Source organism: Ruegeria sp. AA3, assembly GCF_056542905.1.
Window position 1 is genome coordinate 808,670 of the sequence record NZ_JBQGAQ010000001.1, and the last position, 14,146, is coordinate 822,815.

Below are 14,146 nucleotides of genomic sequence, written 5' to 3' on the forward strand. Positions count from 1 at the left end.
TTACGCCGTCGCGTCGTAGCGGTAGATCCATTCATAGCGCCGTGCCAAGCGTGGACCGATAGCCATCAAAGCGGCCTGAGCCGCCATCCTCATGGGGCCGCGAAGGTGGAAATTGCGGGCATTAGCTCCGGCGGCGGCGACCACTTGCCGGGCCCGAGGTCGTCTGGTCGCCTCATAGGCAGCCAAAGCGCGGGTAACGCCTGATTGGTCCTGAAGCGACCGGATCAGAACCCAGGCGTCTTCCAAAGCAAGGCACGCTCCTTGAGCCATAAAAGGCAACGTCGGATGCGCCGCATCACCAAGCAAGGCCAACCGCCCGTTCTGCCAGCTTTGTGCCACCGGACGCAGGAACAACGCCCACAAATGAACATCATCAACTTCTGACAGGATATCGCGCACCGGTCCTCCAAAATCGGCAAACCGACGGCGTAGGTCATCTGGATCACCCTGGCGCCGCCAACCTTCCTCCTGCCAATCGGAACGCTCTTCGATGGCCACGATGTTCATAAGATGTTGGTTGCGCAGTGGGTAAGTCACAACATGCCGACCCGGACCCATAGTGAGAGACGCTCGCGGCACGTCTTCGCGTTGGTTCCAAGGGATCGTTGCGCGCCAAGCGACCTGATGGGTAAATTTGGGGGCTTCGGGCCCGTTCAGAAGCGGGCGGATTTCACTGCGCCCCCCGTCAGCGACGATCGCGCATTCGGCATGCAGCCGTTCGCCACTCTCCAAGACTATCTCGGCCTCTCCCGGGTGTTTGCATGCTTTGCTCACACGCGCGCCCAACCGAATATCGACCCCGGCGTGTAGTGCAGCCTTGAGCAACAGGCCCAACAGATCAGCACGATGATAATAGTAAGTCGGTCCGGCAACCGGAGCCGGAACCCGACTGATCACCCGTCCCTTCCGGTAGTCACGCAGAATGGTCCCGCCAGAGACCTGCCCTGCCTTTGGTGTCTCCCCCGCTACGCCCAAAGCGCGCAGAACTGCCATGCCATTGGCGCTGATCTGCAGCCCCGCACCGACTTCGATCAGTTCGGAGGCTTGTTCCAGCAAGGTTACCCCGGCTCCATGATTGCGCAAAGCCAGTGCTGTGGCCATGCCACCAATCCCGCCACCTATGACGCAGAAATTCAGACCGTTTATGTTCATGGCTCTGCCATAACGCAAAAACGCCGGGGCGACAGGCCCCGGCGTTGACGTTTTATCTTGATTTTCCAGCGATCAATCGTCGCGGTGGACCTTTTCACGGCGTTCGTGGCGCTCTTGCGCTTCCAAGGTCATCGTCGCGATTGGACGTGCATCCAGACGCTTCAACGAGATCGGATCACCGGTTTTCTCGCAATACCCGTATTCACCCTCATCAATACGGCGCAGGGCCGAGTCGATTTTGGCCACCAGCTTACGCTGACGGTCTCGCGTGCGCAGTTCCAACGCGCGGTCGGTTTCTTCGCTTGCGCGATCAGCGACATCAGGAATGTTACGGGTGTTGTCCTGCAACCCTTCGATCGTATCGCGGCTGCCTGCGAGTAGTTCTGTCTTCCAATCCATCAGCTTGCGGCGAAAATACTCAAGCTGTCGATCATTCATGAAAGGTTCATCTTCGGCCGGGCGATAATCTTCCGGCAGAAAAACTTCCTGCTTCATATTTGCTCCCTCGGTATGGCCTGAAACGTCGGTTGCTGTTGTGTTAGCTGACATTCGGCACCCCCTTCTGCGGAGCGTGTATCCGACGGCGCAAAGATTGTCACTACACAAACTTGTCGCTCGTCGCCGCGTCACTCCGCCTGCTCTAATAATGAGACTTGTAACAACAAAACCTTGTTTTTCTGTGGTTATCACATGGCGTTTTTCGGGCACCCTCAGCCACCAGGCTAATTTGAAGCGGGCGAATCGCCCGAGAGGGATTGAACTCACGGTAGAAATCATCTCAGCGCGACGCAGCGGCCCGGCTTGTAAAAACACCTGCCCCTCTGTAACCCCTGCAAAGCAAACACTGCCCTAACACCATATGAGGGGTCCCATGACCGCACGTTTCCAAGGCACCGCAGAATATGTTGCCACCGACGATTTGACCATTGCTGTGAATGCTGCCGTCACACTGGAACGCCCTCTGCTGGTCAAGGGTGAGCCGGGAACTGGCAAGACTGAGCTGGCGAAGCAGATCGCGGGTGCTTTGGGGCTGACGATGATCGAGTGGAACGTGAAATCCACAACCCGTGCGCAACAGGGCCTGTATGAATACGACGCCGTCAGCCGTCTGCGTGACAGCCAGCTTGGCGATGAACGGGTGCATGAGGTGTCGAACTACATCCGCAAGGGCAAGCTGTGGCAGGCTTTTGACGCCGATGAAAAGGTGGTTCTGCTGATCGATGAGATCGACAAGGCCGACATCGAGTTTCCCAACGATCTGCTTCAGGAACTCGATAAGATGGAGTTCCACGTCTACGAGACCGGCGAGACAATCAGGGCCAAGAACCGCCCGATCGTGATCATTACCTCGAACAACGAAAAGGAACTGCCGGACGCCTTCCTGCGCCGCTGCTTCTTCCACTATATCCGCTTCCCGGATGAGGCCACGATGCGCAGGATCGTCGAGGTGCATCACCCCGGCATCAAAGACGCTCTGCTGACCACCGCACTAACCCAGTTCTACGAAATCCGCGAGACACAGGGGTTGAAGAAAAAACCCTCGACTTCGGAGGTGCTGGACTGGCTGAAGTTGCTCTTAGCTGAGGATTTAAGTGCCGAGGATCTGAAGCGCGACGGCGTTAATGCGCTGCCAAAACTGCATGGTGCGCTTCTAAAAAATGAGCAGGACGTACATCTGTTTGAACGGCTGGCCTTTATGGCGCGCAGCAAGCGGTGATCACGGCTTGTCATCGGTACGCTCGGATGTCAGCATTGCGTTAACGAAAAACCCCGCGACAATCGGGCCTCCAGAGCAGGAAACATGGCAATGTCGACCACCCCCACAATCCGCCCTTTGCGATCAGAGGATCGGGACCAATGGGCCGATATGTGGCGTGACTACCTTGCATTTTATGAAACCGAGGTGCCGGATTCGACTTACAAAAGCACCTTTGCTCGGCTCTTAGGTGATGATCCGAATGACTTTTCCTGTTTTGTCGCCGATCTGGATGGGCAGCTGCTCGGACTGACCCACTACCTTTTTCATCGCCACGCATGGAAAGAGGAGAGTGTCTGCTATCTGCAGGATCTCTATGCCCGCCCCGAAGCGCGTGGAACCGGTGTTGGACGCGCCTTGATTCAAGCAGTCTACGACGAAGCGGATAGGCAGAAAGCCCCTTCAGTCTATTGGCTGACACAGGAAAACAACCATACCGCGCGCAAACTCTATGACCGCATCGGCAAGTTGTCGCCGTTCCTGAAGTATCAGCGACCATGAGGCTTTTGGGAGCAACCCTCCTCCTGGCGGCGCTGTCTGCCTGCACGACGGTCGACCGGATCGAGACGCCGACCCGTACCCAGGTGATCGAAGCATCGCTGCCGCCGTCTAAATCTTTCGGCGCCGTCCGTCCCAGCCCGCCTGCCCGTTCAAACAAGAACATCGCCGCCGATTTCCTCTCGCTGCACTTCGCGCTTGAAAGCGGCGCGGAACTTCCGGTCTTTACTCGGTTCGACGAACCGATCACGGTGCGCCTGACTGGGACACCCCCTCCAACGATGCAGACCGACCTGAGCCGGCTACTGACACGGCTGCGACGGGAGGCGAAGATCGACATCCGACAGATTCCAGAGGGCCAGGCGAATATCACCATCGAGGCCGTAAGCCAGAAACAGATTCGCCGCATCCTTCCGCAGGCTGCGTGTTTCGTCGTTCCAAACTCTTCAAGTTTGGAAGAATACCGCCGCGACCGGCGGAAAAAGAAAAGCAACTGGACCGAACTTCGCAGCCGCGAGAGGATCGGAATTTTCATCCCTTATGATGCCAGCCCACAGGAAATTCGCGATTGCCTGCATGAAGAGTTGGCTCAGGCCCTTGGACCGCTAAACGATCTCTACCGCCTGCCGGATTCTGTATTCAACGACGATAACTTTCACACGGTTCTGACCGGGTTCGACATGTTGATCCTGCGAACGGCCTACTCGCCCGAGTTGCAGAACGGTATGACAAGCGAACAGGTCGCGGCGGTTTTGCCCGGTGTCCTAAGCCGGCTGAATCCGCGCGGGGATCGCGTTGCACCGCAACCGGTAACCGAGACACCCCGCGCCTGGATAAACGCAGTACAGCGCGCATTGGGGGCTGGTGCGGGCACCGCCAAGCGGGTCAATGCCGCGAAAGAAGCGGCACAGATCGGGCAACAACAAGGCTGGACAGACCACCGCCGCGCCTACCCGCATTACCTGCTGGGGCGCATGGGGCAGTTCGACGACCCCGAAGCCGCGCAGAGGCAATATGACATCGCGAAGAAGTACCTGCGCTCCACACCCGGAACAGAGGTCCAGCGCGCCCATATCACAGCCCAGACTGCGGCATTTGCCTTGGCGCAGGGTCAAGGGGCGCAGGCGCTGCCCGAATTGAACAGTGCGATTGATGTCATGACGCGCTCTGAAAACGCCGCGCTGCTGGCGACTTTGTTGCTGCTGAAATCCGAAGCTTTGCGCCAGTCTGGGCAAATTGATCAGGCACGCAGCGTTCGGCTGGACAGTATCGGGTGGGCGCGCTACGGCTTCGGCTCGGAATTGGTGGCACGCTCGGTATCGCAAGACATTGCGCAGGCGGCCGCCGCAGGTACGGGTGGATAACGGCATATGGTAGTGGTTTTGGGCATGGCACTTTTAGGGGCTTTGCTGGGCGTTCGAACTGCGCGGAATCGCAATGGCAGCGGTGCAGATATGGCCCAGTATGCTGCCGGATACGCGATCGCTTTTGCGCTAATCGGACTGGTGATCTCGCTGGTTCTGGTGCGATTGGTTTAAAGATATGTTCCTGCCCTTTTTCGAGAACCTTCGAAACGCCGGTATTCCCGTTTCCTTACGCGAATACCTGACTTTTCTGGAGGGAATGAAAAAGGGCCTCGCCACCTACGATGTCGAAGCTTTCTACTACCTCGCCCGCGTGTCGATGGTGAAGGACGAACGCAATATCGACAAGTTCGACCGCGCCTTTGCCGCAAGTTTCGAAGGCCTGGACGCAATCAGTTTTGAGCAGGTGCTCGAGGCCGTCGATATTCCCGCCGAATGGCTTGCAAAGATGGCAGAAAAACATCTGAGCGCCGAAGAAAAGGCCGAGATCGAGGCGCTGGGTGGTTTTGACAAGCTGATGGAGACACTGCGCGAGCGCCTGAAGGATCAGCAAGGCCGACATCAAGGCGGCAACAAATGGATCGGGACAGCAGGTACCTCGCCATTCGGGGCCTATGGCTACAATCCCGAAGGCGTGCGCATCGGCCAGAAAGAAAGCCGCCATCAACGCGCGGTTAAAGTCTGGGACAAGCGTGAATTCAAGAACATGGATGACACGGTTGAACTCGGCACCCGCAACATCAAGGTCGCCCTGAAACGCCTGCGCCGCTGGGCGCGTGAGGGCGCTGCGGAAGAGCTGGATCTGGATGGCACAATCCGTGCCACCGCCGAGCATGGCTATCTGGATGTCAAAACTCGTCCTGAACGGCACAACGCGGTTAAAGTGCTTTTGTTTCTCGATGTGGGTGGTTCAATGGACCCGCACATCAAGGTGGTCGAAGAGCTGTTCTCGGCCGCGCGGACCGAGTTCAAGCATCTGGAATACTACTACTTCCACAATTGCCTCTATGAAGGTGTCTGGCGTGACAACCGCCGCCGCTGGGATCAGCAGACGCCAATGCACGAGGTGCTGCGCACCTACGGTCCGGACTACAAATGCATCTTCGTTGGCGACGCTTCGATGAGCCCCTACGAGATCGCGTATCCCGGTGGCGCAAATGAGCACTGGAACCAGGAGGCCGGACAAGTCTGGTTGCAGCGCGCGCGCGAACAGTGGACATCGAACCTATGGATCAACCCGGTGCCCGAGAAGTATTGGGAATACACGCATTCGATCGGCATGATCCGCGAGATTTTTGAGGATCGCATGGTGCCCATGACGCTGGCGGGGCTAGAACAGGGCATGCGGGAACTGACACGTTAGGGCCGTTGGAATTCTGATTGGCCGGATCCGGGAAACAATCAGACTGAATTCTCATGATTCACGCTCCAAAATGAGCACTCCGGAAACAATCTAAGCTAAGTTCCCCACCTCTCTCAAATCTATGATATACAGAGCAGGGTTTGAGGCTGGGGGGCTGAGATGACCAATTCCAAATTTCGCAATATTCTGACGTCTGTTTTGACGGTTACTTCGCTGGTTCTTGCATCGGGAGCTGTCGCTACCATTATACTGGGTCCCGATGCGGCTTATGCCAAGAACGACAAGAGCAATGGTAACGGGAAAGGAGCAGGCCGCAGTGGTGGAAAAGGAAAATCCGGCAAAGGCAATGACAGCACCAAGGGCGGCAAAGGAATATCCGGTAAAGGCCATGGGGCCAAAAGCACGGATAAAGATGCAGGTGGTGCCAAGTTCAATACTCGACGCTCAGGCAAAGCTTTTAAATTTAATAAAAATCAGAATGCAAAATCCCAACGGTCGGCCAAGAACAAGAATAAGAATAAGGGACAGAACAGCAAAGTCCGGGAAACTACACTGGCGGGCTTTGGACGAGAGTTCAAACGCGATGTTGAGCAACTTTTTGGAAAACGTACGCGATCAAAATCCAATACAAGTGCCAAGCGCGTAAAGAAAACTCACCGTCAAGCTTCCGTAGCTCCGCTCGAGCATTCCCCGCGCCCTGTTGCCCGTACGGATTATTATTCCAAGCGCCATGTCGACAAAAAACCCGGCACGCGTCGTTACCGCGATCCGCTTGTTGCAGCGATCACCGATCCCTATGGCTCGGATAAGCTGCGTAACCTGAATGCGTCCAAGGCGGCGGCGCCGGCGTTCCGCAATGCCTCAGCCAACAGCAATGTGGGCAAGATCGCGACCTATCAGGCTGAGGCGGAAACCTATTACGACCTGCGCGATGACCTCTATGAGGCGCGCCGTGAACTGCGTGACCTGAACGAGAGCTATGATGGCCGCAGCAGCGAAGACATCGCTGATGACATCGCCGCGCTTGATCCTGCAGACCCGAATTACGAAGACGATCTCAGTTCGCTTGAGGATGAACTGCGTGATGCAGAAACCTATGAAGAGTCGCGCGACGATCTGCGCGCGGATGTGAGGGATCTGAGATACGAAACCCGCGACGCGTTGCAAGATGCGGAGGCTGCCTTTTATGACGCTTCGAAAGGGCGGACATTGACCAAGGCGACGCTGGGCGAGTTCCATGGTTATCTCGACCTGCCACAGCCAAGTTACCGGCACAAGGACTGGGCAACGATCCAGCCGGTGCCTTACGATCCTGATGACTACAGCTATTCGGATGATAAGACGTTCTATGATGAAACCGACTATCGACTGCGCTACGATAAGCCATATTCCGATCGGAAGAAGGACCGCTACCGCTATTACCGCGATCCGCTTGTCGCGGCGATCACCGATCCCGATGGCTCGGATAAGCTGCGTAACCTGAATGCGTCCAAGGCGGCGGCGCCGGCGTTCCGCAATGCCTCAGCCAACAGCAATGTGGGCAAGATCGCGACCTATCAGGCTGAGGCGGAAACCTATTACGACCTGCGCGATGACCTCTATGAGGCGCGCCGTGAACTGCGTGACCTGAACGAGAGCTATGATGGCCGCAGCAGCGAAGACATCGCTGATGACATCGCCGCGCTCGATCCTGCAGACCCGAATTACGAAGACGATCTCAGTTCGCTTGAGGATGAACTGCGTGATGCAGAAACCTATGAAGAGGCGCGCGACGATCTGCGCGCCGATTTGAGGGATCTGAGAATTGACACCTTGGTCGCAGAGAAAGAGGCCGAACATGCGTTTTTCGAAGCTTCAAAGGGCGCGGTTTTGACTAAGCAGTCGCTCTCCGAGTTCCACTCGAACCTTCAGTTGCCAACGCCAAGTCAGTAGCAATCGTCTACGCAACACCCTCCAATCGGGCCTGTATCTGGAATAGCGACTTGCCTCTACAGGGCGGGCCGCCCATATCTAACACATGCTCCGATTAACACCCATCTTGCTGGCCATCGCCTATGCCGTCGTCATGTATCGGATTTCCGTTTGGCGCACGCATCGCGAGCTGGATGCAAAATCGACTGAGTTGGCTGATCCCGCTCTCAAACGTATGACCGACCGATTGGCGGCAGCTTTGGAAATCGATCGTGTGCCAGTCTACATCTACGAAATCGATCCGGTGAATGGTCTGGCAGCCCCTGATGGACGCATTTTCATTACACGTGGATTCTATCGAAAGTTTCACAATGGCGAGGTTTCGGCAGAAGAAATGGCGAGCGTCATCGCGCACGAGCTTGGGCATGTAGCACTGGGACACGCCCGGCGGCGCATGATCGATTTTTCCGGCCAAAATGCGCTGCGGGCGGCGTTGATGATGCTGTTGAACCGTTTTATTCCGTTCATCGGTGCGTGGATCGCGAATATGCTGACACATCTGTTGGCCTCGCGATTGTCGCGTGGCGACGAGTATGAGGCAGATGAGTATGCCGCGGCGCTTTTGACAAAAGCCGGAATTGGGATTGGGCCGCAGAAGTCATTGTTCCACAAGCTTGAAGATCTGACACAACAGCGTGCAGGCGTAGCACCAGCCTGGCTGATGAGCCACCCGAAAACGGATGAGCGGATTGCAGCGTTGGAGGTGTTGGAACAAAAGTGGGGCGTTGGTGGTTAGTTTGGAAGCGAGGAGCCAGCCTCTCGCACACCCGGGAGTATTTTAGGCCAGATAAAGAAGATCCCGCGTTAGTTGGCGAGCGCTTTGCCTAGTCTTGGCAGCCGTGCTTTCTTCATCAGTGCGCGTAATGTCCATTTATCGCCCGATAGGCGGTTGGCGACTGACAGAACGCTGGTAGCGATTTGCGACATGCCTTCTGGATCCGAAAGCCAGAAACCGTGCAGCAAACCATCGGGGTCGCGCCGATCAAGCCCTTCTTCGGCAAGGATGTTTTTTGGGAAGTCCTTGGCGTTGACGGTGACTATGGCATCCGACGAGCTTGTGACTGCTGTTGCCAGAACGTGGATATCTGCCGCATCCGGCAACCACAGACGTTGCTCTGCTCCGGGTGTGGCAGGATGCTCGGCAGCTGGCCAATTTGCCTGAACCAGTGCGATTTCGGCACGCGCCTGTACCTCGCCCTCCGGGCCGAGTTTGCGCGCCGCGCGGGCCCATTCTTCCAAGATGCGCGCGGACCAGACAGGTGTAAAATGGCCAAGCTTGGCGGCGCCCAGCAACATTTCTCGCATCACCGTTGGATAGATGACGCAGGTATCCAGAACCGCTTTCACAGCCGGTAGAACACAGCTTTGAGGTAACCGCTTTCGGCTAGTTGCGGCAATTGTGGGTGGTCAGGGCCGGCAAATCCGGTGTGGACTAGTTGCGCCTGTCGCCCAGCACGTCCGATGCCGCGCGAAGACGCATCACGGAACCGTCCTAAATCAGCGGCATGAGAACAGGAGCAGAGGCCAAGGTAACCGCCGGGCTTGACCAGCGGTGCTGCCAGACGTGCGATGCGCTCATACGCGCGCAAGCCTGCGTCCAACGCCTGTTTCGAGGGTGCAAAAGCTGGAGGATCGCAGATTACAACGTCGAATTCTGCACCCTCTTCCCCCAGCTTGGCCAGCACATCGAAGGCATCCCCTTGACGGGTCTGAAAACGGTCGGCAAACCCTGATACCTCAGCGCCCTTTGCCGCCAATTCCAGAGCGGCTGCCGATCCATCAACCGACACGGCGTGTGCCGCGCCGCCCGCCAGCATGGCCAAGCCGAACCCACCGACATGACTAAAAACATCCAGTACACGCGCACCGGGGTGAACCAACTTGGCGGCAAACGCATGATTGGGGCGCTGGTCATAAAACAGGCCGGTTTTCTGCCCGCCCGTCAGGTCGGCCATATATGTTGCACCGTTCATGGGCACCGGCAGCGGTGCCTCGGGCGCAGTGCCGCGGAGGGCCAGGCTGAGATCGTCCAGCCCTTCCAAACCGCGCGTGCGGCCCGAGGCATTTTTCAACACCGTAGATACCCCGGTGATCTTGACCAGCGCATCCGTCAGCGCATCGAGATGCGCCTCGGCCCATGCGGCGTTTGGCTGGATCACGCAGGCATCTCCGAAGCGGTCGATGATGACACCCGGAAACCCATCCGCCTCAGCATGGATCAGACGGTAGTATGGGGCATCAAACAAGTTTTCGCGCATCTCAAGCGCATGGCGAAGTCGCGTTTCGAACCAATCCGCGGTCAGCTGTGTCCCGATATCGCGATCCAGCACCCGGCACATGATCTTCGAGGCCGAGTTTACTGCGACCAGAGCGATGGGTGCGCGTTTATCATCTTCGAGCACAGCCAATGCTCCGGCTTCGATTTTTCGAGTCCGGCGGTCGGTCACGATGTCATTGGCATAGACCCATGGAAACCCATGGCGAAGGCCACGCGCGTTGGCCTTGGGTTTCAAACGGATACGGGGGCGTTCGGATGAATTTGTCATGGCGCCCTCATAGTCGCGAATAGGCAGGGGTAAAAGCCCTGTTAGCGGTTGCGATTGCGCCAGCCGCCACGCCGCTTGGGCGCTTGGGCAGTTTGCAGCCCTTCGGTCAGTACCTGCGTCATAGGGTGGTCTTCTGCCTGAGCCGAGTAAATCGAATGCAGAGAGCTCACTGCCTGTTGCTGATCACGGTCCGCAGGCAGGCTCAGCGCCCAATCTAGAAAGATGCTGCGGCATTCAGGCAAGGTGATGCCTTCAATCCGATAAGCCTCGCGGATCAGACCTTTATGGTCATTAGGATCATCATTGCGTGCCATCTTCAATCTCCCCAACCACGCCGCTGATCAACTGGGCGGCCCTACTGTAACTGTCCTTCAAGGCAGATTGCAGCTGCTCGACCTGATCGAACCCGGTGGCCCGGCACAGGAAGGCTGTGCCTCCCTCGCCAATCTTATCGGCCTCAATCACTTTTCCCGACAGCAGCCGCGCTGCGCATTGCACCGACCAGCATAAGTCGTAACAGTCCCTGAGGGTTTGTGCCTGCGCGACATCCAGCAACGCGGCTGCGACCGCGCCGTCAAGACCCGAAGCCACGTCGCGCTGAGAAAGCCCCGCCATCAAAGCTCCGGTTTCAGCCAACAATTCGATATCCATCATGCGGCCCGGTCCGTTCTTGGCGTCCCACACTCCGGCGGGTGCTTTGGCGGCAGCAAGCCGGGCGCGCATTTCGGCAACCTCTTTCAGAACCATGTCCCTATCGCGTGGTTGCGACAGGAATTCAGCGCGAAAGGTTTCGATATCCTCCGCCAGCTCAGCATCGCCCGCAACAACATGGGCTCGGGTCAGCGCCAGGTGTTCCCACACCCAGGCTTCATTCTGCTGGTAGTTGGTGAAGCTGCCCCAACTGGTGGCTACTGGCCCCTGATTGCCCGAAGGTCGAAGGCGCATGTCGACCTCATAAAGACGCCCCTGCGACATCGGCGCGCTGAGCGCTGTTATCAGGGCTTGGGTAAACCGAGCGTAATATGTCCGCGTGGCCAGCGGGCGGGGGCCATCAGACATGTCCTGATCCTGTGGGTCGTAGATGACAATCATGTCCAGATCGGATTGCGAGTTGATGCGCCCTGCCCCAAGCGATCCCATGCCCAGAACCGCGGCGCCACGCCCCGGTGCAGGGCCGTGCTTTTTGGCAAACTGCTCGACAACGCAAGGCAGCACCGCCGCGATAACGGCCTGCGCAAGTTCAGCATATTGCCGCCCGGCCTGCGCCCCGTTGATCAATCCGCGCAGATGATGCACGCCGATGCGAAAGTGCCATTCCTTGCACCAGCGACGCGCAAAATCCAGCTGCGTTTCATAGTCGTCTTCTTCTGTCAGGGCCCGTGTAAGATCGGCCTGCAACGTAGCCAGCCCCGGCCAGTCGCTAAAGAAACTTCCGCCTATCACCGCGTCAAAAACAGAGGCATTGCGCGAAAGATGGGTGGCAAGAGCGTGAGATGTACCGACGATATCGACCAGCAGATCGATCAGTTGCGGATTCGCCTCAAACAGTGAAAACAGCTGTACCCCAGCTGGCAGTCCAGACAGAAACCCGTCCAACGCAAGCAACGCTTCTTCGGGTTTCGCGGTCTTTGCCAGTCGCGATAAAAGCTCGGGCCTTAGCCGCTCGAATATCCGAGCCCCCCGCTGAGACCGAAGCGCCGGATAGGTGGGCCAGCGGGCCAGAACACCCTTGTCGAATTCGACCTCCTGTAACGGCGCAGGCTGCGCGCCGGGTCCGGGGGCAAAGAACCCCTCAGTCAATTCGTGCACTTCGGTCAGGCGGCGGGTCAGATCGGTGGTCAGTTCGTCGCTAGAGATACCCATCAGGCAGGCAACTCGTTCGATCCCATCGTCTGAATTCGGAACCTTGTGGGTTTGCGCATCATGTACCATTTGGATGCGATGCTCGACCTCGCGATGGGCGCGGTAATGATCCGTTAGTTTTACGGTGACATCCTCGGGCACCCAGCCTTTCGACGCCAGCGCCGCCAAACCAGGCACGGTTCCCCGCACCCGCAGGTCAGGGTCGCGGCCTCCTGCGATCAGTTGGCGGGTCTGAGTAAAGAACTCAATCTCGCGTATACCGCCCTGCCCCAGCTTCATATCATGACCTGGAATCGAGAGGCTGCCCCCGGTTCCCTTATTCTCGCGGATGCGCAGACGCATGTCATGAGCGTCTTGAATCGCGGCAAAATCCAAGTGCCGGCGCCAGACGAACGGGCGCAACGCATCCAAAAACCTCTGCCCCGCCGCGATATCCCCGGCACAAGGTCGCGCCTTGATATAGGCCGCGCGCTCCCACGTGCGTCCAAGGCTTTCGTAGTACCGCTCAGCCGCTTCCATCGCCAGACACACTGGCGTGACTGCCGGGTCAGGGCGCAGGCGCAGATCAGTGCGGAATACATAACCATCCGCCGTTTTGTCGCTGAGCGTCGCACAAAAGTTACGCGTGGCGCGAACCATTCCCTGCCGGGCCTCGTAAAAATCATCAGGGTCGAAACGTGTTTCATCGAACATCACGATCAGGTCGATATCCGAGCTATAGTTCAGCTCGTGCGCACCCATTTTGCCCATCGCCAGAATGACCATACCGGCGGCGGTTTCGACATCGTCTTCAGTCATGCCCGGCAGCTTTCCACGCCGAACTAGAGCTGCGATCTCGGCCTTCGCTGCCACATCGGTGGCCAGCGCCCCGAAATCGGTCAGCGCAGAAGTCACTTTTTCCAACGGCCACGCACCCGCCAGATCTGCGAGGGCCGTCAGCAATGCCATGCGCCGTTTTGCTTGCCGTAATCCGGGTTTCAACTTATCCGATGGCAGCTTCCGAGTCGCCTCCATCACATCCGCGAATGACTGGTCTGGTCGCTGCAGCGCTTGCGGCAGCCAATCCCGTTCTTGGTCGATCAATCCCTTAAGATAGGGGCTGGAGCCAGCAGTTCCTGCGATCAACTCACCCTGTTCGGTCGTCAGATCGGGCAGTGCAGCACGTGTTTCCTGCCCTAGTTCGGCATGAAATGTACGCGGTAGACGGTTTATGGCGAGAGCGTCACTCATGCTTTATCCAAAGGGGTGTCCTGGCTGAAGCTGTTGACCCAAACGTCATGCCGCCGCTCCCAAAGTGATGAGATCAGCATCGCTTCCCATTCTTCTCTGTCGGGTCGCCGATAATCTGCGCGGTACGAGAGCAAAACTATGTCCGCCGACAAAACACGCAGTCTGGTGTCGCTGAGTTCATACTGTGCCATCGTCGGCGCATTGGCAAATTGCCCGACATGATCATCGCGATTTGCAAAACCGCTCGGATAAACGCCCAGAAAATCCGCGCACAATAGCGCGCGGTCAGCTTGAGCGTTGCCATCGACCAACGCCTCCCACACCTGCTTTTCCAACAATAGAATTTCATCAAGGGTTGGAGGGTTGGTGTTCTCGTCGTTTTCCATATGCCTATGTCTTGTGA

General features: G+C 57.5%; 14 protein-coding genes. 7 read left to right on the forward strand and 7 right to left on the reverse strand.

Annotation, left to right across the window (positions count from 1 at the left end):
• Positions 1 to 1,152 carry an FAD-dependent monooxygenase gene (locus tag ACR0JR_RS04055; protein ID WP_480455095.1) on the reverse strand — a complete coding sequence of 384 codons (1,152 nt, stop codon included), beginning with the start codon at positions 1,150 to 1,152 and terminating at the stop codon, positions 1 to 3.
• A 72-nt stretch (positions 1,153 to 1,224) separates the two neighbouring features.
• Complete coding sequence (dksA, locus tag ACR0JR_RS04060) at positions 1,225 to 1,647, reverse strand: RNA polymerase-binding protein DksA (RefSeq protein WP_039537084.1); 423 nt, start codon at positions 1,645 to 1,647, stop codon at positions 1,225 to 1,227.
• A gap of 376 nt (positions 1,648 to 2,023) precedes the next feature.
• Between dksA and ACR0JR_RS04065 the strand changes: the two genes are divergently transcribed.
• From ACR0JR_RS04065 to ACR0JR_RS04095, 7 genes are all read left to right on the forward strand, one after another.
• The gene (locus ACR0JR_RS04065) at positions 2,024 to 2,869 is read left to right on the forward strand and encodes an AAA family ATPase (RefSeq protein ID WP_319544767.1); all 846 of its coding nucleotides are present in this window, start codon (positions 2,024 to 2,026) and stop codon (positions 2,867 to 2,869) included.
• 90 nt (positions 2,870 to 2,959) lie between these two features.
• On the forward strand, positions 2,960 to 3,409 hold the full coding sequence (locus tag ACR0JR_RS04070; RefSeq protein WP_170781626.1) for a GNAT family N-acetyltransferase: 450 nt from the start codon (positions 2,960 to 2,962) through the stop codon (positions 3,407 to 3,409).
• The gene (locus tag ACR0JR_RS04075) at positions 3,406 to 4,770 is read left to right on the forward strand and encodes a DUF2927 domain-containing protein (protein ID WP_170781625.1); all 1,365 of its coding nucleotides are present in this window, start codon (positions 3,406 to 3,408) and stop codon (positions 4,768 to 4,770) included. Before ACR0JR_RS04070 ends, ACR0JR_RS04075 begins: the two co-directional genes overlap by 4 nt.
• A gap of 6 nt (positions 4,771 to 4,776) precedes the next feature.
• On the forward strand, positions 4,777 to 4,944 hold the full coding sequence (locus ACR0JR_RS04080) for a hypothetical protein (protein WP_170781624.1): 168 nt from the start codon (positions 4,777 to 4,779) through the stop codon (positions 4,942 to 4,944).
• 4 nt (positions 4,945 to 4,948) lie between these two features.
• Complete coding sequence (locus ACR0JR_RS04085) at positions 4,949 to 6,133, forward strand: vWA domain-containing protein (protein ID WP_480455098.1); 1,185 nt, start codon at positions 4,949 to 4,951, stop codon at positions 6,131 to 6,133.
• A gap of 159 nt (positions 6,134 to 6,292) precedes the next feature.
• On the forward strand, positions 6,293 to 8,065 hold the full coding sequence (locus ACR0JR_RS04090) for a hypothetical protein (protein WP_480455100.1): 1,773 nt from the start codon (positions 6,293 to 6,295) through the stop codon (positions 8,063 to 8,065).
• An 85-nt stretch (positions 8,066 to 8,150) separates the two neighbouring features.
• Positions 8,151 to 8,840 (forward strand): M48 family metallopeptidase, encoded by a 690-nt coding sequence (locus ACR0JR_RS04095; protein WP_170540452.1) that lies wholly within the window; start codon positions 8,151 to 8,153, stop codon positions 8,838 to 8,840.
• A gap of 68 nt (positions 8,841 to 8,908) precedes the next feature.
• Here ACR0JR_RS04095 and ACR0JR_RS04100 read toward each other — a convergent pair whose 3' ends face one another.
• Genes ACR0JR_RS04100 through ACR0JR_RS04120 form a run of 5 tightly spaced genes read right to left on the reverse strand, consistent with a single transcriptional unit; the run spans position 8,909 to position 14,129 of the window.
• Complete coding sequence (locus tag ACR0JR_RS04100) at positions 8,909 to 9,451, reverse strand: RSP_2648 family PIN domain-containing protein (protein ID WP_480455101.1); 543 nt, start codon at positions 9,449 to 9,451, stop codon at positions 8,909 to 8,911.
• Positions 9,448 to 10,650 (reverse strand): RSP_2647 family RNA methyltransferase, encoded by a 1,203-nt coding sequence (locus ACR0JR_RS04105; RefSeq protein WP_480455102.1) that lies wholly within the window; start codon positions 10,648 to 10,650, stop codon positions 9,448 to 9,450. The genes ACR0JR_RS04100 and ACR0JR_RS04105 overlap by 4 nt, the downstream gene beginning before the upstream one ends.
• 41 nt (positions 10,651 to 10,691) lie before the next feature.
• The gene (locus ACR0JR_RS04110; RefSeq protein WP_480455103.1) at positions 10,692 to 10,964 is read right to left on the reverse strand and encodes a hypothetical protein; all 273 of its coding nucleotides are present in this window, start codon (positions 10,962 to 10,964) and stop codon (positions 10,692 to 10,694) included.
• The gene (locus tag ACR0JR_RS04115) at positions 10,951 to 13,743 is read right to left on the reverse strand and encodes a [protein-PII] uridylyltransferase family protein (protein WP_480455104.1); all 2,793 of its coding nucleotides are present in this window, start codon (positions 13,741 to 13,743) and stop codon (positions 10,951 to 10,953) included. The genes ACR0JR_RS04110 and ACR0JR_RS04115 overlap by 14 nt, the downstream gene beginning before the upstream one ends.
• Positions 13,740 to 14,129: a DUF4440 domain-containing protein gene (locus ACR0JR_RS04120; protein ID WP_480455105.1), complete on the reverse strand. Its 390-nt coding sequence runs from the start codon at positions 14,127 to 14,129 to the stop codon at positions 13,740 to 13,742. The genes ACR0JR_RS04115 and ACR0JR_RS04120 overlap by 4 nt, the downstream gene beginning before the upstream one ends.
• Between the last annotated feature and the right edge of the window lie 17 nt (positions 14,130 to 14,146).

What these genes read in the sequence shown, in the direction of transcription:
- ACR0JR_RS04055 (WP_480455095.1), bottom strand. Translation starts at nt 1,152, where the DNA reads ATGAACATAAACGGTCTGAATTTCTGCGTCATAGGTGGCGGGATTGGT.
- dksA (WP_039537084.1), bottom strand. Translation starts at nt 1,647, where the DNA reads ATGAAGCAGGAAGTTTTTCTGCCGGAAGATTATCGCCCGGCCGAAGAT.
- ACR0JR_RS04065 (WP_319544767.1), top strand. Translation starts at nt 2,024, where the DNA reads ATGACCGCACGTTTCCAAGGCACCGCAGAATATGTTGCCACCGACGAT.
- ACR0JR_RS04070 (WP_170781626.1), top strand. Translation starts at nt 2,960, where the DNA reads ATGTCGACCACCCCCACAATCCGCCCTTTGCGATCAGAGGATCGGGAC.
- ACR0JR_RS04075 (WP_170781625.1), top strand. Translation starts at nt 3,406, where the DNA reads ATGAGGCTTTTGGGAGCAACCCTCCTCCTGGCGGCGCTGTCTGCCTGC.
- ACR0JR_RS04080 (WP_170781624.1), top strand. Translation starts at nt 4,777, where the DNA reads ATGGTAGTGGTTTTGGGCATGGCACTTTTAGGGGCTTTGCTGGGCGTT.
- ACR0JR_RS04085 (WP_480455098.1), top strand. Translation starts at nt 4,949, where the DNA reads ATGTTCCTGCCCTTTTTCGAGAACCTTCGAAACGCCGGTATTCCCGTT.
- ACR0JR_RS04090 (WP_480455100.1), top strand. Translation starts at nt 6,293, where the DNA reads ATGACCAATTCCAAATTTCGCAATATTCTGACGTCTGTTTTGACGGTT.
- ACR0JR_RS04095 (WP_170540452.1), top strand. Translation starts at nt 8,151, where the DNA reads ATGCTCCGATTAACACCCATCTTGCTGGCCATCGCCTATGCCGTCGTC.
- ACR0JR_RS04105 (WP_480455102.1), bottom strand. Translation starts at nt 10,650, where the DNA reads ATGACAAATTCATCCGAACGCCCCCGTATCCGTTTGAAACCCAAGGCC.
- ACR0JR_RS04110 (WP_480455103.1), bottom strand. Translation starts at nt 10,964, where the DNA reads ATGGCACGCAATGATGATCCTAATGACCATAAAGGTCTGATCCGCGAG.
- ACR0JR_RS04115 (WP_480455104.1), bottom strand. Translation starts at nt 13,743, where the DNA reads ATGAGTGACGCTCTCGCCATAAACCGTCTACCGCGTACATTTCATGCC.
- ACR0JR_RS04120 (WP_480455105.1), bottom strand. Translation starts at nt 14,129, where the DNA reads ATGGAAAACGACGAGAACACCAACCCTCCAACCCTTGATGAAATTCTA.